At 70.5% G+C, this 18812-nt stretch carries 13 protein-coding genes and 1 tRNA gene; 10 read left to right on the top strand and 4 right to left on the bottom strand.

Annotated elements, in window-relative coordinates; genetic code table 11:
- Positions 1-11 precede the first annotated feature (11 nt).
- The 3 genes from gltB to pyk are packed head-to-tail and all read left to right on the top strand — an operon-like array spanning position 12 to position 7558.
- On the top strand, positions 12-4601 hold the full coding sequence (gene gltB, locus ACPWUT_RS06420; RefSeq protein ID WP_425841789.1) for a glutamate synthase large subunit: 4590 nt from the start codon (positions 12-14) through the stop codon (positions 4599-4601).
- Positions 4594-6063 (top strand): glutamate synthase subunit beta, encoded by a 1470-nt coding sequence (locus tag ACPWUT_RS06415; RefSeq protein ID WP_284527104.1) that lies wholly within the window; start codon positions 4594-4596, stop codon positions 6061-6063. The genes gltB and ACPWUT_RS06415 overlap by 8 nt, the downstream gene beginning before the upstream one ends.
- A gap of 46 nt (positions 6064-6109) precedes the next feature.
- Positions 6110-7558, top strand: a complete 1449-nt coding sequence (pyk, locus tag ACPWUT_RS06410) for a pyruvate kinase (protein WP_284527103.1) — start codon at positions 6110-6112, stop codon at positions 7556-7558.
- Positions 7559-7619: 61 nt separating this feature from the next.
- Here pyk and ACPWUT_RS06405 read toward each other — a convergent pair whose 3' ends face one another.
- Complete coding sequence (locus ACPWUT_RS06405) at positions 7620-7943, bottom strand: hypothetical protein (protein WP_284527102.1); 324 nt, start codon at positions 7941-7943, stop codon at positions 7620-7622.
- 114 nt (positions 7944-8057) lie between these two features.
- Positions 8058-8140 (bottom strand) — tRNA-Leu (locus ACPWUT_RS06400).
- Positions 8141-8198: 58 nt separating this feature from the next.
- Between ACPWUT_RS06400 and ACPWUT_RS06395 the strand changes: the two genes are divergently transcribed.
- Positions 8199-8819, top strand: a complete 621-nt coding sequence (locus ACPWUT_RS06395) for an ANTAR domain-containing response regulator (RefSeq protein WP_284527101.1) — start codon at positions 8199-8201, stop codon at positions 8817-8819.
- 26 nt (positions 8820-8845) lie between these two features.
- Here the strand turns inward: ACPWUT_RS06395 and ACPWUT_RS06390 are convergent, their stop codons facing one another.
- Positions 8846-9283, bottom strand: coding sequence for a hotdog fold thioesterase (locus tag ACPWUT_RS06390; protein ID WP_284527100.1), 438 nt, complete (start codon positions 9281-9283; stop codon positions 8846-8848).
- A gap of 57 nt (positions 9284-9340) precedes the next feature.
- Between ACPWUT_RS06390 and polA the strand changes: the two genes are divergently transcribed.
- From polA to ACPWUT_RS06360, 6 genes are all read left to right on the top strand, one after another.
- Positions 9341-11980, top strand: coding sequence for a DNA polymerase I (gene polA / locus ACPWUT_RS06385; protein ID WP_425841783.1), 2640 nt, complete (start codon positions 9341-9343; stop codon positions 11978-11980).
- Between the two features lie 31 nt (positions 11981-12011).
- Positions 12012-13703: a DUF885 domain-containing protein gene (locus ACPWUT_RS06380; protein ID WP_425841780.1), complete on the top strand. Its 1692-nt coding sequence runs from the start codon at positions 12012-12014 to the stop codon at positions 13701-13703.
- Positions 13704-13840: 137 nt separating this feature from the next.
- Positions 13841-14872 (top strand): LLM class flavin-dependent oxidoreductase, encoded by a 1032-nt coding sequence (locus ACPWUT_RS06375; RefSeq protein WP_284527094.1) that lies wholly within the window; start codon positions 13841-13843, stop codon positions 14870-14872.
- Positions 14873-14906: 34 nt separating this feature from the next.
- A complete protein-coding gene (locus tag ACPWUT_RS06370; RefSeq protein WP_284527092.1) occupies positions 14907-16304 on the top strand; it encodes an MFS transporter in 1398 nt (465 codons plus the stop codon).
- A 35-nt stretch (positions 16305-16339) separates the two neighbouring features.
- Positions 16340-17098 carry an SGNH/GDSL hydrolase family protein gene (locus ACPWUT_RS06365; RefSeq protein ID WP_425841775.1) on the top strand — a complete coding sequence of 253 codons (759 nt, stop codon included), beginning with the start codon at positions 16340-16342 and terminating at the stop codon, positions 17096-17098.
- A gap of 88 nt (positions 17099-17186) precedes the next feature.
- A complete protein-coding gene (locus ACPWUT_RS06360; RefSeq protein ID WP_284527088.1) occupies positions 17187-17444 on the top strand; it encodes a DUF6458 family protein in 258 nt (85 codons plus the stop codon).
- Between the two features lie 8 nt (positions 17445-17452).
- Here ACPWUT_RS06360 and ACPWUT_RS06355 read toward each other — a convergent pair whose 3' ends face one another.
- The gene (locus ACPWUT_RS06355) at positions 17453-18787 is read right to left on the bottom strand and encodes an MFS transporter (RefSeq protein ID WP_425841770.1); all 1335 of its coding nucleotides are present in this window, start codon (positions 18785-18787) and stop codon (positions 17453-17455) included.
- Between the last annotated feature and the right edge of the window lie 25 nt (positions 18788-18812).

The raw sequence follows: 18812 nt of genomic DNA, 5'->3' as shown, positions 1-18812 counted from the left end.
GACGGTCAGGGATGCCATCGAGCCCGCGTCATGAAGACACCACGACCCGCGCCATGAGCGGATTCCCGGCGAAGCAGGGCATGTACAACCCTGCCTTCGAGAAGGACGCCTGCGGCCTGGCCATGGTGGCGACCCTGCGCGGCGAGGCCGGCCACGACATCGTCGAGCTCGCCCTCACGGCGCTGCGCAACCTCGAGCACCGGGGCGCGATCGGCTCCGACGCGGGCACCGGCGACGGCGCGGGCATCCTCACGCAGATGCCCGACGACTTCCTCCGCGCCGTGGTCGGGTTCGACCTCCCGCCCGTCGGAGAGTACGCGGCCGGGATGGCCTTCCTCCCTCGCGAGGAGGAGGAGCGCACGGCGCTCAAGTCGCGGATCGACGAGCTCGCGGCGAGCGAGGGCCTCGTCGTCCTCGGCTGGCGCGAGGTGCCCACGGCCGACGACAACCTGGGAAAGCTCGCCTTCGACGCCCGACCCGCGTTCGAGCAGCTCTTCGTCTCGCGGCCCGCCGTGGGCGACGCGGCGGCACTGTCGGGCATCGCGCTCGACCGTCGCGCCTACCGGCTGCGCAAGCGTGCGCAGCACGAGCTGGGCGCCTACTTCGTCTCGCTGTCCAGCCGCACGCTCGGCTACAAGGGCATGGTCACGACCCTCCAGCTCGAGCCGTTCTACCCCGACCTCCAGGACGAGCGCTTCCGGAGCGAGCTGGCCGTCGTGCACTCGCGCTACTCGACGAACACCTTCCCGTCGTGGCCGCTGGCCCAGCCGCTGCGGATGCTCGCCCACAACGGCGAGATCAACACGGTCGGGGCGAACCGCAACTGGATGCGTGCGCGCCAGTCCCAGCTGGAGTCCCAGCTGCTCGGCGACATCCGCCCGCTCCTGCCGATCTGCACCGACGGCGCCAGCGACTCGGCCTCGTTCGACGAGGTCCTCGAGCTGCTGACCCTCACCGGCCGCAGCCTGCCGCACGCCATCATGATGATGGTTCCCGAGGCCTACGAGAAGCAGGCCGACATCGACCCGACGCTGCGCGCCTTCTACGAGTACCACTCGATGCAGATGGAGCCCTGGGACGGCCCGGCCGCGCTGATCTTCACCGACGGCACGCTGGTCGGCGCGACCCTCGACCGCAACGGCCTGCGCCCGGGACGCTGGACCGAGACCACCGACGGCCTGGTCGTCATCGGCAGCGAGACCGGCGTGCTCGACTTCGAGCCCGAGCGGATCAAGCGCCGCGGCCGCCTGCGTCCCGGTCGCATGTTCGTCGTCGACACCGCGGAGCGGCGGATCATCGAGGACGAGGAGGTCAAGCAGCAGCTGGCCCGCCTCGAGCCGTGGCAGGAATGGCTCGACGCCGGTCGCGTGCGCCTCAAGGACCTGCCCGAGCGCGAGCACATCGTCCACCCGATCGCCTCGATCACCCGCCGCCAGCGGACCTTCGGGTACACCGAGGAGGAGGTGCGGATCCTTCTCACGCCCATGGGACAGACCGGCGCCGAGCCCCTCGGCGCCATGGGATCCGACGCGCCGATCGCGGTGCTCAGCAAGCGCCCGCGCCTGCTGTTCGACTACTTCACGCAGCAGTTCGCGCAGGTCACCAACCCGCCGCTGGACTCCATCCGCGAAGAGGTCGTGACCTCGCTCTCGCTGGGTCTCGGTCCCGAGCGGAACCTGCTGGACTGGGGTCCGGAGCACACGCGCACCGTCACCCTCGACTTCCCCGTCATCGACAACGACGAGCTGGCGAAGCTCCAGAACATCGACAAGGCGCTGCCCGGACGCCGCTCGGCGACGATCCGCGGGCTGTACCACCTCGAGCACGGTCCCGACGCCCTCGAGGCGCGCCTGGCGGCGATGTGCGACGAGGTCGACGCGGCGATCGCCGGCGGTGCCGAGTTCATCATCCTCAGCGACCGCGACTCCAACAAGGACCTCGTGCCGATCCCGTCGCTGCTGGCGCTGTCGGCAGTGCATCACCACCTCATCCGCCGCGAGAACCGCATGAAGGTCGGTCTGGTCGTGGAGGCCGGCGACGTGCGCGAGGTGCACCACGTCGCGACCCTCATCGGCTACGGAGCCTCCGCCGTCAACCCGTACCTGGCGATGGAGACCGTCGAGTACCTCGTGCGCGCGGGCTACATCTCCGGCGTCACCCCCGAGAAGGCCGTCAAGAACCTGATCTACGCGCTCGGCAAGGGCGTGCTGAAGATCATGTCGAAGATGGGCATCTCCACGGTGTCCTCGTACGCCGGCGCCCAGGTGTTCGAGGCCGTCGGCCTGTCGCAGGAGTTCGTCGACCGCTACTTCACCGGCACCGAGACCAAGCTCGGCGGCATCGGGATCGCGGAGATCGCGGCCGAGAACCAGGCGCGTCATGACTACGCCTACCCCGAGGACGGTGCCGCGCGCGCTCACGAGCGCCTGTGGACCGGCGGCGAGTACCAGTGGCGTCGCGACGGTGCGCCGCACCTGTTCAACCCCGACACCGTCTTCCGCCTCCAGCACTCCACGCGCACGCGTCGCTACGACGTCTTCCGCGAGTACACCAAGCTGGTCGACGACCAGGCTGCCGAGCTGAAGACCCTGCGCGGTCTGTTCCGCCTCAAGTCCGGTCAGCGTCCCGCCGTGCCGATCGACGAGGTCGAGCCGGTCTCGTCGATCGTCAAGCGGTTCTCGACGGGCGCGATGAGCTACGGCTCCATCTCGAAGGAGGCCCACGAGACGCTCGCCATCGCGATGAACAGCATCGGGGCGAAGTCGAACACCGGCGAGGGCGGCGAGGACATCGACCGGCTGCTCGACCCCGAGCGTCGCAGCGCGATCAAGCAGGTGGCATCGGGGCGCTTCGGCGTCACGAGCATGTACCTGACCCACGCCGAGGACATCCAGATCAAGCTCGCCCAGGGCGCCAAGCCCGGCGAGGGCGGTCAGCTGCCCCCGGGCAAGGTGTATCCGTGGATCGCGCGCACCCGCGGCGGGACCCCCGGCGTCGGCCTCATCTCGCCGCCGCCGCACCACGACATCTACTCGATCGAGGACCTCAAGCAGCTGATCTTCGACCTCAAGCGCGCCAACCCGGCGGCCCGCGTGCACGTCAAGCTGGTGAGCCAGTCGGGCATCGGCGCGGTCGCGGCGGGGACGGCCAAGGCCCTGGCCGACGTCATCCTCGTGTCCGGACACGACGGCGGCACCGGCGCGAGCCCGCTGAACTCCCTCAAGCACGCGGGCACGCCGTGGGAGCTCGGCCTGGCCGAGACGCAGCAGACGCTCATGCTCAACGACATGCGCGACCGCGTGGTCGTGCAGGCCGACGGGCAGCTCAAGACCGGTCGCGACGTCATCATCGCCGCCCTGCTGGGCGCCGAGGAGTTCGGCTTCGCGACGACGGCGCTCGTGGTGGAGGGCTGCATCATGATGCGCGTCTGCCACCTCGACACCTGTCCCGTCGGCGTGGCGACGCAGAACCCGGTGCTGCGCAGCCGCTTCTCGGGCAAGCCCGAATTCGTCGTGAACTTCATGGAGTTCATCGCCGAGGAAGTGCGCGAGTACCTCGCGGAGCTGGGCTTCCGGAGCCTCGACGAGGCCATCGGCCGCAACGACCTGCTCGACGTCAACGGCGCGGTGGACCACTGGAAGGCCAACGGCCTGGACCTGACGCCGATCCTGCACGGACCCGCCTTCTCGGAGAGCACCCCGCGCCGCGCCATGCGCACGCAGGACCACGAGCTCGACAAGCACTTCGACGTCGCGCTCATCGAGCGCGCCCAGGACGTGATCGCCCACGGCGGGCACGTCTCGATCGATCTCCCGATCCGCAACACGGAACGCGCCGTCGGCACCATGCTCGGCAACCGCGTGACGCTCGCCCACGGCGCGAACGGCCTGCCGTCGGGCTCCATCGAGGTCAACCTCACGGGATCGGCGGGTCAGTCCTTCGGCGCCTTCCTTCCCGCGGGCATCACGCTGCGCCTCGAGGGAGACTCGAACGACTACGTCGGCAAGGGCCTCTCGGGCGGCCAGGTCGTCGTGCGGCCGCCCCGCAACGCCGTGTTCGACGCGTCGCAGAACGTCATCGCCGGCAACGTCATCGGCTATGGCGCCACGCAGGGCACCATGTTCCTCCGCGGCGTCGTGGGGGAGCGGTTCCTGGTGCGCAACTCCGGCGCGACCGCCGTCGTCGAGGGTGTCGGCGACCACGCCCTCGAGTACATGACCGGCGGCCTCGCCGTGATCCTCGGCGCGACCGGGCGCAACCTCGGCGCGGGGATGTCGGGCGGCACCGCCTACGTCTACCGGCTCGACCGGTCGCTCGTGAACCGCGAAGCCCTCGCCAGCGGCGAGCTGGAGCTTCTGGAGCTCGGCGCCGGCGACGCCGAGATGCTCCGCGACCTGCTCGAGCAGCACGTCGCCGAGACGGGCTCGACCCTGGCGTCGGCCCTCCTGGACGACTTCGAGGCCGAGGCCGCGAACTTCGTCCGCGTCCTGCCGCGCGACTACGCCGCGGTGCTGCAGACCCGCCAGGAGGCGGCCGCCGAGGGGCTGGACCCCGACGGCGACGTCGTCTGGACCCGCATCCTGGAGGTGACCGGTGGCTGACCCCAAGGGATTCCTGAAGAACACCGAGCGCGAGCTCCCGCCGCGCCGGCCCGTTCCCGTCCGCATCATGGACTGGAAGGAGGTCTACGAGCCGGGCGACTCCGCCGTCCTGCGCCGTCAGGCCGGCCGGTGCATGGACTGCGGCGTGCCGTTCTGCCACCAGGGCTGCCCGCTGGGCAACCTCATCCCGGAGTGGAACGACCTCATGTGGCGCGGCGAGGGCCGCGCGGCCATCGAACGGCTCCACGCGACCAACAACTTCCCGGAGTTCACCGGGCGGCTGTGCCCGGCGCCGTGCGAGAGCTCGTGCGTGCTGGGCATCAACCAGCCCGCCGTCACGATCAAGCAGATCGAGGTCAGCACGATCGACGAGGCGTTCGCCAACGGATGGGTGGAGGCGGAGCCTCCGGGCCGGCTGACCGGCAAGACCGTCGCCGTCGTCGGCTCCGGTCCTGCGGGGCTCGCCGCCGCCCAGCAGCTCACCCGCGCCGGACACACCGTCGCCGTCTACGAGCGCGACGACCGCATCGGCGGGCTGCTGCGCTACGGCATCCCGGACTTCAAGATGGAGAAGCGCCACCTCGAGTCGCGCCTGCGCCAGATGCAGGACGAGGGCACGCGCTTCCGGGCGGGCGTGGAGATCGGGCGCGACATCTCGTGGGCCGACCTCCGGGCGCGCTACGACGCGGTGGTCATCGCGACGGGATCGACGCTTCCGCGCGACCTGTCGATCCCCGGCCGCGACCTCGCCGGGGTGCACTTCGCCATGGAGTACCTCGTGGAGTCCAACAAGGCGGTGGCCGGCGACCAGGTGCCCCACCAGATCCACGCCGAGGGCAAGCACGTGATCGTGATCGGCGGCGGCGACACCGGCGCCGACTGCATCGGCACCGCTCACCGGCAGGGGGCGCTCAGCGTCACCAACCTGGCGATCGGCAAGCAGCCGCCCGCCGCCCGCCCCGACCACCAGCCGTGGCCCATGATGCCGACGGTGTTCGAGGTCTCCTCGGCGCACGAGGAGGGCGGTGAGCGGGCCTACCTCGCGTCGACCGTCGAGTTCCTCGCGAACGAGGCCGGCGAGGTGCGCGCGCTGCGCCTGGCCGAGACGGAGTACACCGCCGACGGACGCCGCGTGCCCAAGAGCGGCACCGAGCGCGAGATCCCCGCGGACCTCGTGCTCATCGCCATGGGTTTCACCGGCCCGGAGCGCAGCGCCATCGAGGACCAGCTGGGTACCGTGTTCACGGGCCGCGGCAACGTCGAGCGCGGCGACGACTACCAGTCGACCACCCCGGGCGTCTTCGTCGCGGGTGACGCGGGCCGCGGGCAGTCGCTCATCGTGTGGGCGATCGCCGAGGGCCGCGCCGCCGCCGCGGCGGTGGACGAGTACCTCATGGGCCGGACGACCCTGCCGTCGCCGGTGCGACCCACCGACGTCGCCATCGGCCTTCAGCCCGCGTAGGCTGGAATCATCCCCGAAAACCGAACACAGACCGGAGAATCAGTCAGTGAGACGCGCGAAGATCGTCGCAACCCTGGGTCCCGCCACCGAGTCGTACGAGATGATCCGCGCGATCATCGACGCCGGTGTCGATGTGACCCGCATGAACCTCAGCCACGGATCGTACGCGGAGCACGAGGTCCGTTTCGCCAACGTCCGCAAGGCCGCTGACGACTCGGGTCGCCCCGTCGCCATCCTCGTCGACCTGCAGGGACCCAAGATCCGCCTCGGCAAGTTCACCGACGGCCCGCACGACCTCGCCGTCGGCGACACCTTCAAGATCACGGCCGAGGACGTGCCCGGCACCAAGGAGCTCGTCTCGACGACCTTCAAGGGCCTCCCCGGCGACGTGAAGCCCGGCGACTTCCTCCTGATCGACGACGGCAAGGTGCGCGTCCAGGTCGAGAGCGTCGACGGCCCCGTCGTCACCACGAAGGTGATCGTGGCCGGTCCCGTCTCCAACAACAAGGGCATCAACCTCCCCGGCGTCGCCGTGAGCGTGCCCGCGCTCTCGGAGAAGGACGAGTCGGACCTGCGCTGGGGCCTCCAGGCCGGTGCCGACATCATCGCGCTGTCGTTCGTGCGCAACGCCGCCGACGTCACGCGCGTGCACGAGATCATGGCGGAGGAGGGCCGCAAGGTCCCCGTCATCGCCAAGATCGAGAAGCCGCAGGCCGTCGACAACCTCGAGGAGATCATCGACGCCTTCGACGGCATCATGGTCGCCCGCGGCGACCTCGGCGTGGAGCTGCCCCTGGAGGCCGTCCCGATCGTGCAGAAGCGCGCGGTCGAGCTCTGCCGCCGCATGGCGAAGCCGGTCATCGTGGCGACGCAGATGCTGGAGTCCATGGTCGAGAACCCCGTGCCCACGCGCGCGGAGACGAGCGACGTCGCCAACGCCGTCCTCGACGGCGCGGACGCCGTCATGCTCTCGGGCGAGACGAGCGTCGGCAAGTACCCGGTCGTCGTCGTGGAGACCATGGCGCGCATCGTGGAGTCCACCGAGGAGCACGGCCTGGAGCGGATCCGGCCGTTCACGGCCAAGCCGCGCACCCAGGGCGGCATCATCACGCTGGCCGCCAACGAGGTCGCGGAGTTCGTCGAGGCGAAGTACATCTGCATCTTCACCGAGTCCGGCGACACCGCGCGCCGCATGTCGCGCCTGCGTCCCGCGATCCCGATGATGGCGTTCGCCGTCGACCCCGCGATCCGCCGTCGCATGGCCCTCACGTGGGGCGTGCGCTCGACCCTGGTCGAGCACGTCGCCCACACCGACCTCATGTTCCTCCAGGTCGACGAGTTCTTCCTCGAGAACAAGCTCGCCGCCGAGGGCGACAAGGTCGTCGTGATCTCCGGCTCGCCTCCCGGGATCATCGGCTCGACCAACGACATCCGGGTGCACCGGATCGGCGACGCCGTCCACGGCAAGGCGCCGATCTACCAGTCCGAGAAGTAGGTGTCGACCAACGACGGGGAGCGGATGCCACGGCATCCGCTCCCCGTCGTTTCGCGTCGCGTCAGTCGGCGCTCACGCGCGGGACCGCGACCTGGACGGACTCGACCGAGGGGAGCAGCCACCGCTGCAGGCGCATCCCCGCCACCAGCGCGGCGAACCCCGCGGCGCCGACGCCGAGCACCGGAGCCCAGGCGCCGATCGCCAGACCGGTGCCGGCGGCCAGGAGGGCCACCGACCAGGTCGCGAACGGTGCGAAGGCGGGTCGCCCGAGCGCCATCGCCGCGCACGCGAGCACCGCGCTCACCAGGCCGACGACGACGCCGACGACCATGACCGACTCCGTGAGATGCGTGAAGAACCGCACCACCTCCCGCCCGGGGATCATCGGCTCTCCGCCGATCCCGCGTCGATCGGATCCGTCGTCTCGTGCACTGCGCCTCCTGGTTCCCCTGAGGAGACGTCGCAACCGGCCTCGTATGACGCGGTGGTGCGCATCCAGTGCCGGTGGTGGGAGTCGAACCCACACGCCCTTGCGGGCAACCGAGTTTGAGTCGGTCGCGTCTGCCATTCCGCCACACCGGCGCACGTCGAAACGACGATACCGCAGAAGCATCGCCGCTCCTGGCTCTAGGATGGACAGGTGACAGAGCAGGAACTGAGCGCAGCCGCCACGGCACCCGCCCCCCGACGCGTCGTCGTCGCCGAGGACGAGTCGCTGATCCGCCTCGACATCGTCGAGATCCTCCGCGACAACGGGTTCGACGTGGTCGGCGAAGCCGGCGACGGCGAGACGGCGGTCCAGCTGGCCACCGAGCTGCGCCCCGACCTGGTCATCATGGACGTGAAGATGCCCGTCCTCGACGGCATCAGCGCGGCCGAGAAGCTCGGCAAGGCCCACATCGCCCCGGTCGTCCTGCTGACGGCGTTCAGCCAGAAGGAGCTGGTCGAGCGCGCGAGCGAGGCCGGCGCCCTGGCGTACGTGGTGAAGCCCTTCACGCCGAACGACCTGCTGCCGGCGATCGAGATCGCCCTGGCCCGCTACGAGCAGATCATCACCCTCGAGGCCGAGGTCGCCGACATGGTCGAGCGCTTCGAGACCCGCAAGCTCGTCGATCGCGCGAAGGGCCTCCTCAACGAGAAGATGGGCCTGAGCGAGCCCGAGGCCTTCCGCTGGATCCAGAAGGCGTCCATGGATCGCCGCCTGACGATGCAGGACGTCGCCAAGGCGATCATCGAGCAGCTCTCGCCGAAGAAGGGCTGACCCCCGCCGCGGTCCGCACCGTCCGTTCAGCGCGATGCGTCGAGGTCGCGGATCATGTTCGTGATGCGGATGGTCGAGCAGCGCCGACCCTGATTGTCCGAGACGACGATCTCGTGCACGGTGATGCTCCGGCCGAGATGCACGGGCGTGCACACCCCGGTCACCACGCCCGACGTCGCCGAACGCGTGTGGGTGGCGTTGATGTCCACGCCGACGGCGAGCCTGCCCGGGCCCGCGTGGAGGTTGGCGGCCATCGACCCGAGCGACTCGCCGAGCACGACGTATGCTCCGCCGTGCATGAGTCCGACCGGTTGCGTGTTGCCCTCAACCGGCATCGTCGCGACGCAGCGGTCGATCGAGAACTCGACGAACTGCATGCCCATCTTCTCGGCGAGGGCGCCCATGCCGCGGCGGGTGGCCCAGTCGAGTCCGTCGGAGACGGCGGGGGAGGAGTCGGTGGTCATCTCTCACCTTCGCAGGGGACCGTTCGGGGTGTCCCCACCCGCGTCTAGGCTTGCAGGGTGACGGACTCCGGAAAGCCTACCCTCCTCGTCGTCGACGGCCACTCGCTGGCCTACCGAGCGTTCTTCGCGCTGCCGGTCGACAACTTCTCGACCAAGGACGGCCAGCACACCAACGGGATCTACGGCTTCCTGTCGATGTTCGTCAACCTCGTCAAGGCGGAGAAGCCCACCCATCTCGCCGTCGCGTTCGACACGTCGCGGCACTCGTTCCGCACCGAGCAGTACACCGAGTACAAGGCGAACCGCTCCGAGTCCCCGGCGGAGTTCAAGGGACAGATCCCGCTGCTGCAGGAGTGCCTGGCCGCGATGAACGTCACGGTGCTCACCCACGAGGGCATCGAGGCCGACGACATCCTCGCGACCCTCGCCACGGAGGGCGCCGCGCAAGGCTACGACGTGCTCGTCTGCTCCGGCGATCGCGACACGATCCAGCTGGTCACCGACGACGTCACACTGCTGTATCCGAGCGTCCAGGGCGTCTCGCAGCTCAAGCGGTACACGCCCGAGGCCGTGGTCGAGAAGTACGGCCTGCCGCCCGCGAACTACCCCGACATCGCCGCCCTGGTGGGCGAGACCAGCGACAACCTGCCCGGCGTGCCGAAGGTGGGGGAGAAGACCGCCGTGAAGTGGCTGTCCCAGTTCGGCTCTCTCGATGCGCTGCTGGAGCGGGCGGACGAGATCAAGGGAGTGGTCGGCGGCAACCTGCGCGACCACCTCGACGACGTGCGCCGCAACCGCTCGCTCAACACCCTCCTGCGCGACGTCGACCTGGGCGTCGGACCGGCCGATCTCGCGGTCCGGCCGATCGACGCGGAGCAGGTGCGCGACATCTTCGCGCGCCTGGAGTTCCGCACGCTCCTGCCGCGCGTCTTCGAGGCGATGGGCGACGCGTCCGAGCCGACGCACGAGGCGCCCGCCGTGGCGGCTCCCGTGCCGCCCGACACCGACGCCGCGGGCCTGACCGCGTGGCTCGGCGAGCAGGCAGCGGACCGGACGATCGGGCTCACGGTCGCGCTCTCGGGCGGCCTCCCGCAGCGGATCGGTCTCGCGACCCTCGACGGAGCGGTCGAGGCCGACTGGAGCGACGGCGTCGCCGATGCACTGCGCCCCTGGCTCGAGAGCGACGCACCGAAGGTCGTCTCCGACGCCAAGGCGCAGGTGAAGGCGCTGCGCCGCGTCGGCGTGCGTCTGGGCGGCCTCGCCGTCGATCCGGTGCTGGCCGGCTGGCTCCTGCGCCCGAGCTTCCCCGACAAGAACCTGGCCGACCTCGTCGGGCGCTATCTCGACGAGAAGCTCCCCGAGGCCGATCCGACGCAGCTCGTCCCCGAGACCGAGGGCGCGACGCCCGGGCAGCTCTCGTGGTACGTGCTGCGGGTCGCCGAGGCCGTGATGGCGGAGATGCCGGACAGCGTGCAGAAGGTGCTCGCCGAGATCGAGCTTCCGACCCTCGACGCCCTGGCCGACATGGAGCTGGCGGGCGTGGCCGTCTCGCACGAACAGCTGGCAGGATTCTCCGCCGACCTCGGCGCCCGGGCCGACAGCGTCGCGCAGCTGGCGTACGCGGAGATCGACCGCGAGGTGAACCTCGGTTCCCCCAAGCAGCTGCAGGAGGTGCTGTTCGAGCAGCTGCAGCTCCCGAAGACGCGGAAGACGAAGACGGGCTACTCGACCGACGCCGCCGTCCTCGCCGACCTGCAGGAGTCCCACCCGCACCCGTTCCTCGACCTCCTCCTGCAGCACCGCGAGGCGACCAAGCTCCGGCAGATCATCGAGTCCCTCGACGCCGCGATCGGCGCGGACGGACGCATCCACACCACCTACGTGCAGACCGGGAGCCAGACCGGCCGGCTCTCCTCGACCGACCCGAACCTGCAGAACATCCCCATCCGCACCGAGGAGTCCCGCCGCATCCGCGCGGCGTTCCAGGTGGGCGCCGACTACGACACGCTGCTCACGGCGGACTACTCGCAGATCGAGATGCGCATCATGGCGCACCTCTCGGGAGATCCGGGTCTGATCGAGGCCTTCAACTCCGGCGAGGATCTGCACCGCTTCGTGGGCGCCCGCGTCTTCGGCGTCGACCCGTCCGAGGTCACGCCGGCGATGCGCACCAAGGTCAAGGCGATGTCGTACGGGCTCGTGTACGGCCTGAGCGCGTTCGGCCTGTCCAAGCAGCTGCGCATCGATCAGTCCGAGGCGAAGCAGCTGATGACCGAGTACTTCGCGCGGTTCGGGGCCGTGCGCGACTACCTGCGGTCCTCGGTCGCCCAGGCACGCATCGACGGGTACACCGAGACGATCTTCGGCCGCCGCCGGCCCTTCCCCGACCTCTCCAGTCCCAACCGCGTGCTGCGCGAGAACGCCGAGCGCGCCGCGCTGAACGCGCCGATCCAGGGCAGCGCGGCGGACATCATGAAGATCGCGCTCTTCCGGATCCACGATCAGTTCGTGACCGAAGGCCTCGCGTCGCGGGTGCTCCTTCAGATCCACGACGAGCTCGTCGTGGAGGTCGCCGCAGGGGAGTGGGATGCGGTGGAGGAGATCGTCCGCACGCGCATGGGCGACGCCGCAGACCTCTCGGTACCGCTGGACGTGCAGATCGGACGCGGCGGCGATTGGGACACGGCGGGCCACTGAGTTCCTGTCGTCACCGGGCTAGGCTCGGAGGATGACTGACGCACAGCGCGCTTCAGAAGAGCGCACCCCCACCCCGATCGACGCGATCGCCGACGCCTGGGTCGACACCGCCGCCGAGCTCTCGCCCGGCCTCGCGACCTACATCGGCCGGTTCGAGTACAACGACCGGCTGGACGACCTGTCTCCCGCCGGAGCGGAGCGCGGCTACGAGGCCGCGCGGGCGACGCTGGCCGCTCTGCAGTCCGCCGAGCCGGTGGACCAGGTCGACGTCGTCACCAAGGCCGACCTGGCCGGCGACCTGCAGCTCATGATCGACCTCCACGAGGCGAAGGCGCATCTGCGCGACGTGAACGTGATCGCCTCGCCGGCGCAGGAGATCCGGAGCACGTTCGACCTCATGCCCACCGACACCGTCGAGGACTGGTCGGTCGTCTCGGCCCGACTGGGCGCCGTGCCCGCCGCGATCCACGGCTACATCGAGACCCTTCGCGCCGGGATCGCCGAGGGCGTCGTCCCCGCGCGTCGCCAGGTGACCGAGGTCGTCACGCAGATCGCCCGCTACACCGCCGACAACGGCTTCTTCGCGACCTTCGCCGGCGAAGCCGCGCCCGCCGAGGGCAACCTCCCGGCGTCGCTGGCGCGCGACCTCACCGACAACGCCAACGCGGCGCGCGTCTCGTACGACGAGCTCGCGTCGTTCCTCGCGACCGAGCTCGCCCCCGAGGCGTCCGAGAAGGACGCGGTCGGCCGCGACCTGTACGCCCTCCACTCCCGCCGCTTCCTCGGCGCCGTCATCGACCTCGACGAGACCTACGAGTGGGGCCTGGAGGAGCTCGCGCGCATGGTCGCCGAGCAGGAGTCGATCGCACGGGAGATCAAGGCCGGCGCCAGTGTCGAGGAGGCCGTCGCCTTCCTCGAGGGCGACGAGTCGCGCAAGCTCCACGGCACCGACGCGCTGCAGAAGTGGATGCAGGAGACGAGCGACCGCGCCGTGGCGGAGCTCGGCAAGACGCACTTCGACATCCCCGAGCCCATCACCCACCTGCAGTGCATGATCGCCCCCACCAACGAGGGCGGCATCTACTACACCGGGCCCACCGACGACTTCTCGCGCCCGGGACGCATGTGGTGGTCCGTGCCCGAGGGTGTGACCTCGTTCGACACCTGGCGCGAGCTGACCACGGTGTACCACGAGGGCGTTCCGGGGCACCACCTGCAGATCGCCCAGGCGGTCTACAACCGCTCGGAGCTCAACTCGTGGCGCCGCCTGCTCGCCGGTTCCAGCGGCCACGCCGAGGGCTGGGCCCTCTACGCCGAGCGCCTCATGGAGCAGCTGGGCTACCTGGACGACCCCGCCGACCGGCTCGGCATGCTCGACGGTCAGCGCATGCGCGCGGCGCGTGTCGTGCTCGACATCGGCGTGCACCTCGAGAAGCCCCGTCCGGACGGGGCGGGGAGCTGGGACGCGGACTTCGCGCTGGAGTTCATGCGCCGCAACGTCAACATGTCGGACGAGTTCATCCAGTTCGAGGTCAATCGCTACCTGGGCTGGCCGGGACAGGCGCCGTCGTACAAGGTCGGGCAGCGCATCTGGGAGCAGATCCGCGACGACGTCGCCGAGCGCGAGGGCGACGCGTTCGACATCAAGCGCTTCCACATGCGGGCGCTGCGCCTGGGCGGTGTGGGCCTGGACACGCTCCGGATGGCGCTCGCCCAGGCGTGAGAACACAGGGCTGACGAGCCGAAGGGCCCTCGGGCTCACCGTGTCAGACCGCAACGGCGCCGGATCCGCGGGAATGCTCGCGGATCCGGCGTCGTTCCATTCACCGGCATACAGATCACGGCAGAAGGACGACAGCGATGAGCACGGTGCATCTCGGACTCGACACATTCGGCGACGTCACACACGGTGAGGACGGCGAGCGCGTGTCCGACGCGCAGGCGATCCGCGACACCGTCGACCAGGCGGTCCTCGCGGATCAGGTGGGACTGCACTTCTTCGGCGTGGGGGAGCACCACCGGCACGAGTTCGCGGTGTCCAGCCCGGAGATCGTCCTCGCCGCCGCTGCGGCCCGCACGAGCGACATCCGTCTGGGCACGGCGGTGACCGTCCTGTCCAGCGACGACCCCGTGCGCGTCTACGAGCGGTTCGCGACCCTTGACGCCGTCTCCCGCGGCCGCGCCGAGGTGATCCTGGGACGGGGCTCCTTCATCGAGTCGTTCCCGCTGTTCGGCTACGACCTGAAGGACTACGAGGTCCTGTTCGAGGAGAAGCTGGAGCTGTTCGCCGAGCTCATGGCAGAGAAGCCGGTCACCTGGCAGGGCACCACCCGCGCCCCGCTGCACGAGGCGGACGTCTTCCCCAAGACCGAGGGCGGCCTCACCGCCTGGGTCGGCGTCGGAGGCTCGCCCGAGTCGGTGGTGCGCACGGCACGGTACGGGTACGGCCTCATGCTCGCGATCATCGGCGGCGCCCCCGGCCGGTTCCGTCCTTACGTCGACCTCTTCCACCGCTCGCTGGACTCCTTCGGGCGAGACCGCCTCCCCATCGGGATCCACTCGCCGGGGCACATCGCCGACACCGACGAACAGGCCTGGGAGGAGCTCTACCCCGCGATGGAGGCCAACCGCAACGCCATCGGCGCGGAGCGGGGCTGGCCGCCCTACAGCCGTCTGCAGTTCCAGCACGACGTGGGTCCGGAGGGCTCGGTGTACGCCGGCTCGCCGGAGCGGGTGGCGCAGAAGATCGCCGACACCGTGCGCACGCTCGGCGCCGACCGGTTCGATCTCAAGTACTCCAACGGCACGCTCTCGCACGCGCGCATGATGCACTCGATCGAGCTCTACGGCACGCAGGTGGCGCCGCGCGTGGCCGAACTGCTCGCGGAGTGACCACGGCCGCTCCGGCATCCGTAGCATTCTCGGTATGACCGATTCCGCCGAACCCGGCACTCTCGTCACCCGCGGCACCCCGGCCGACGTCGCCACCCGGCTGGACGGACTGTCCTTCCGACGCGCGCATCTGCGCGTGCTGACGGGGTCCGGGCTCGGCTGGGCGCTGGACGCGATGGACGTGGGGCTCGTCTCCTTCGTCATCACGGCCCTCGTCGTGCAGTGGGATCTGACCGGCACGGAGGCCTCGTGGATCGCCTCGGCGGGCTTCGCCGGCATGGCGGTCGGCGCCAGCGTCGGAGGGCTGCTGGCCGACCGGCTCGGCCGGCGGTCGGTGTTCGCGATCACCCTGCTCGTCTACGGCGTCGCCACGGGGGCGAGCGCCCTCGTCGGCGGGCTCGCGGTGCTGCTCGTCCTGCGATTCCTCGTGGGTCTCGGCCTCGGAGCGGAACTGCCCGTCGCGAGCACCTACGTCAGCGAGTTCGCGCCGACCCGCATGCGCGGCCGGTTGATCGTCCTGCTCGAGGCGTTCTGGGCGGTGGGCTGGACGGCTGCCGCCCTCATCGGCTATTTCGTCATCCCGCTGGGCGACGACGGCTGGCGGTGGGCCTTCGCCATCGGGGCGATCCCGGCCGTGTACGCCCTGGTCGTGCGGTGGGGCCTGCCGGAGTCGGCACGCTGGCTCGCCCGCCAGGGGCGTCACGTGGAGGCGGATGCCGTCGTGTCGCGGTTCGAGGGGACCGGCGCCGCACCGACGCGCACGACCACCGCGTCGGCACCGGCGGCGGCATCGGGGGCGGCATCGGGGGTCGCGCCGACAGCGGCGACCACCCGCGAGCGCCTCGCCGCGCTGTGGGCAGCGGAGTTCCGCCTGCGGACCGCGTGCCTGTGGGTCGTCTGGTTCTGCCTCAACTTCGCCTACTACGGGGCGTTCATCTGGATCCCGACGATCCTGTTCGCCCAGGGCTACGACCTCGTGAAGTCCTTCGGGTTCACGCTGATCATCACGCTCGCCCAGCTGCCCGGATACGCGGTGGCGGCGTGGCTCATCGAGGTGTGGGGGCGCCGCGTCACGCTCTCGGTGTTCCTCGCGGGGTCGGTCGCAGCCGCCGTCCTCTTCGGCACGGCGACGGGGGAGGCGGCGGTCATCGGTGCGGGCATGGCGCTCTCGTTCTTCACGCTCGGCGCGTGGGGCGCGCTGTATGCCGTGACCCCCGAGGTGTATCCCACGTCGCTGCGGGCCACGGGCGCAGGCTGGGCGGCGGGCGTGGGTCGGATCGCCTCGATCGTGGCCCCCTTGAGCGTGCCTCCGCTGCTCGCGCTCGGCGGGGCGCCGCTGCTGTTCGTGGTGTTCGCCGTCTTCTTCGCCGTCGCCGCGGCTGCGGTCTGGGGTCTGCGCGAAGCGCGCGGAGTGGCGCTCGACGACCGCTGACCGACCGCCCTCGACGCGTCCGTATGCTGGAGAGCATGGCATCCGTGCGCTTCGTCGCGATCGGCGACTCGTTCACCGAAGGCGTCGGCGACGAGCTTCCCGACGGCACCGTGCGCGGCTGGGCAGACCTCGTCGCCCAGGGCTGGGCGGCATCGCGCGGCGAGCCGATCTCCTATGCCAACCTGGCGATCCGCGGGAAGCTCGTGTGGCCGATCGTCCGCGAGCAGCTGGAGCGCGCTCTTGCGCTCGGACCCACCCACCTCTCGTTCAACGGCGGCGGCAACGACATGCTGCGACCGCGCACCTCGATCTCCCACATCGCCGACGCCTTCAGTCACGTGCTGCGACGCTGCGACGAGGAGGGCGTGACGCTCATCCTCCTGTCCGGCGCGAACCCGTCGGGCCAGCTTCCCCTCAGCCGCGTGATCCAGCGACGTGGCGATCTGATGTCGGCGGCCGTCGTGCAGCGGCTGGGGGAGCGCGACGATGTCGTCCGCGCCCTCAACTGGCCGGATGCCGAGCTGTCGGACCCCTCGTACTGGTCGGAGGATCGACTGCACATGAACAGCCGTGGCCACCACCGCGTGGCCGCCCGCGTGCTGGACGCCCTCGGCGAGCAGGTGCCCGAGGGATGGTGGTCGCAGCCGCTGCTCCCGGAGGCCGTGCGCCTCGCGCGGGGGGAGTACATGCGCGATCACCTGGGGCCGTGGGTGCGGCGCCGCCTGACCGGGACGTCGTCGGGCGACGGCCGCGACCCCAAATTCGCCGCCTGGTCGGAGGTCGTCCCCGCATAGCGCCTCTCCGGGCGCACGTGCAAGCCCCTGCCGCGACGGGCGGGCGCGCCGCCATGATGGGCTCACACCGACCCGAATGGAGTGTCACATGAGTATCGGAGCAGGCATCGCCCTCTTCGTCATCGGCGCGATTCTCGTCTTCGCCGTGAACGTGGACGTCGAATTCGTCAACCTCGACATGATCGGCTACATCCTGATGGGAGCGGGTTTCCTCGTCTTCCTCATCGGAATCGTCCTCATGGTCCGCCGCCGTTCCACCGAGTCCGTGACCCGCACCGTCGACCCCGTCGCCGGCGAGCGCGTCACCCGCACCGAGTCGAGCACGTCGGGAGACCCCGTCGTCTGAGTCGATCGTCAGCGGCGGCGCGGCGGGTCCATACCGATATGGATCCGGGTGCGCCGCCGCTCGACGACGATGAACGCCGATCCGATCACCCAGAGCGGCACCTGGGTCAGGAAGGCCAGCCGGAACGCGTCGAGCGTGTAGGTCGCCGGCGTTCCCGCGCCCTGCAGGTCGAGGGCGAGCCCGATCATCAGGATCGCCAGCAGCGCCGCCAGGAACCCCCCGGCGTTGGTGACCCCCGTCGCCGTGCTCAGCCGGTGCGCCGGGTTGTGCGTGCGCGCATGGTCGAACGCGATCATCGACGCGGGACCGCCCATGGCCAGCGCCACGGCGAGCGCGTACAGCAGCCACAGCGGCGCCGGGCCCGGCCACGCGATCACCGCGACCCAGGCCACGAGCTGCACGCCGATCGACGGCAGCACGAGCACGCGCGAGCGCAGATGCGGGATGCGCCGTGACAGGTCGCCCATCACAGGCCCCACGATCATCCCGACGACCACATAGGTCGACACGATCGCCGATGCGGCCGGCTTGCTGAGGCCCTCGCCTGCCGTGAGGAACGGCATGCCCCACAGCAGGATGAACGCTGTACCCGCGAAGGGCGACGTGAAGTGTGACCAGAACGCGAGGCGGGTGCCGGGGTGCGCCCACGCCGCGCGGATGCCGACGCCCGTGTCGATCGACGATGTGACCACGCGGATCGCGCCGGTGTCGGTGTCGACCGAGACATCGGCGCCGAGCTCCGGGGGTCGGTTGCGGATGAGGAGGGCCACCAGCACGGCGAACAGCACGCCCAGCCCCGCGATGCTCCCGAAGGCGATCGTCCACGACGTGGCGTGGAGGAGGGCGGCGAGCGGGATCAGAGCGACGAGCTGGCCGCCCTGACCGACGATGCCGGTCAGCTGCACCATGACCGGCGCGCGCTGCGCGGGGAACCACAGCGCGATGAGCCGCAGAACACCCGGGAAGACGGCCGCATCGCCGGCGCCCAGCAGCACGCGCGCGAGGATGGCGACGCCGACGCTCGGCGACAGCGCCATGGTGAGCTGCCCGACGGCCATCAGCACCATGCCGATCGTCATCACTGGCCGCGCGCCGTACTTGTCCAGGAGCACTCCGACGGGGATCTGCATGCCGCCGTACATCGCCAGCTGGACCACGGCGAACAGGGAGAGCGTGGCGGCGTCGGCCTGGAACCGCTCGGCCGCGTCGACGCCGACCGCCGCCAGCGACGTGCGGTTGGTGATGGCGAGGACGTACGCGGCGACGCCGACCGTCCAGATGATCCAGGCCCGCGCCCCCGCCCGGGCCCCCGAGCCGGCTGCGGAGGGGGAGGCGGCGGTCACGTGATCCACGTTAGCGAGCGCTAGA

The organism is Microbacterium sp. PA5, assembly GCF_049860775.1.
GTDB lineage: Bacteria > Actinomycetota > Actinomycetes > Actinomycetales > Microbacteriaceae > Microbacterium.
The sequence above is the reverse complement of the archived record's forward strand: the minus strand, read 5'-3'. Positions and strand labels throughout refer to the sequence as shown.

Excerpts from the sequence above, each read along its gene's own strand:
- gltB (WP_425841789.1), top strand. The coding sequence starts at position 12 with ATGCCATCGAGCCCGCGTCATGAAGACACCACGACCCGCGCCATGAGC.
- ACPWUT_RS06405 (WP_284527102.1), bottom strand. The coding sequence starts at position 7,943 with ATGATCCCCGGGCGGGAGGTGGTGCGGTTCTTCACGCATCTCACGGAG.
- ACPWUT_RS06390 (WP_284527100.1), bottom strand. The coding sequence starts at position 9,283 with ATGACCACCGACTCCTCCCCCGCCGTCTCCGACGGACTCGACTGGGCC.
- ACPWUT_RS06380 (WP_425841780.1), top strand. The coding sequence starts at position 12,012 with ATGACTGACGCACAGCGCGCTTCAGAAGAGCGCACCCCCACCCCGATC.
- ACPWUT_RS06375 (WP_284527094.1), top strand. The coding sequence starts at position 13,841 with ATGAGCACGGTGCATCTCGGACTCGACACATTCGGCGACGTCACACAC.
- ACPWUT_RS06370 (WP_284527092.1), top strand. The coding sequence starts at position 14,907 with ATGACCGATTCCGCCGAACCCGGCACTCTCGTCACCCGCGGCACCCCG.
- ACPWUT_RS06365 (WP_425841775.1), top strand. The coding sequence starts at position 16,340 with ATGGCATCCGTGCGCTTCGTCGCGATCGGCGACTCGTTCACCGAAGGC.
- ACPWUT_RS06360 (WP_284527088.1), top strand. The coding sequence starts at position 17,187 with ATGAGTATCGGAGCAGGCATCGCCCTCTTCGTCATCGGCGCGATTCTC.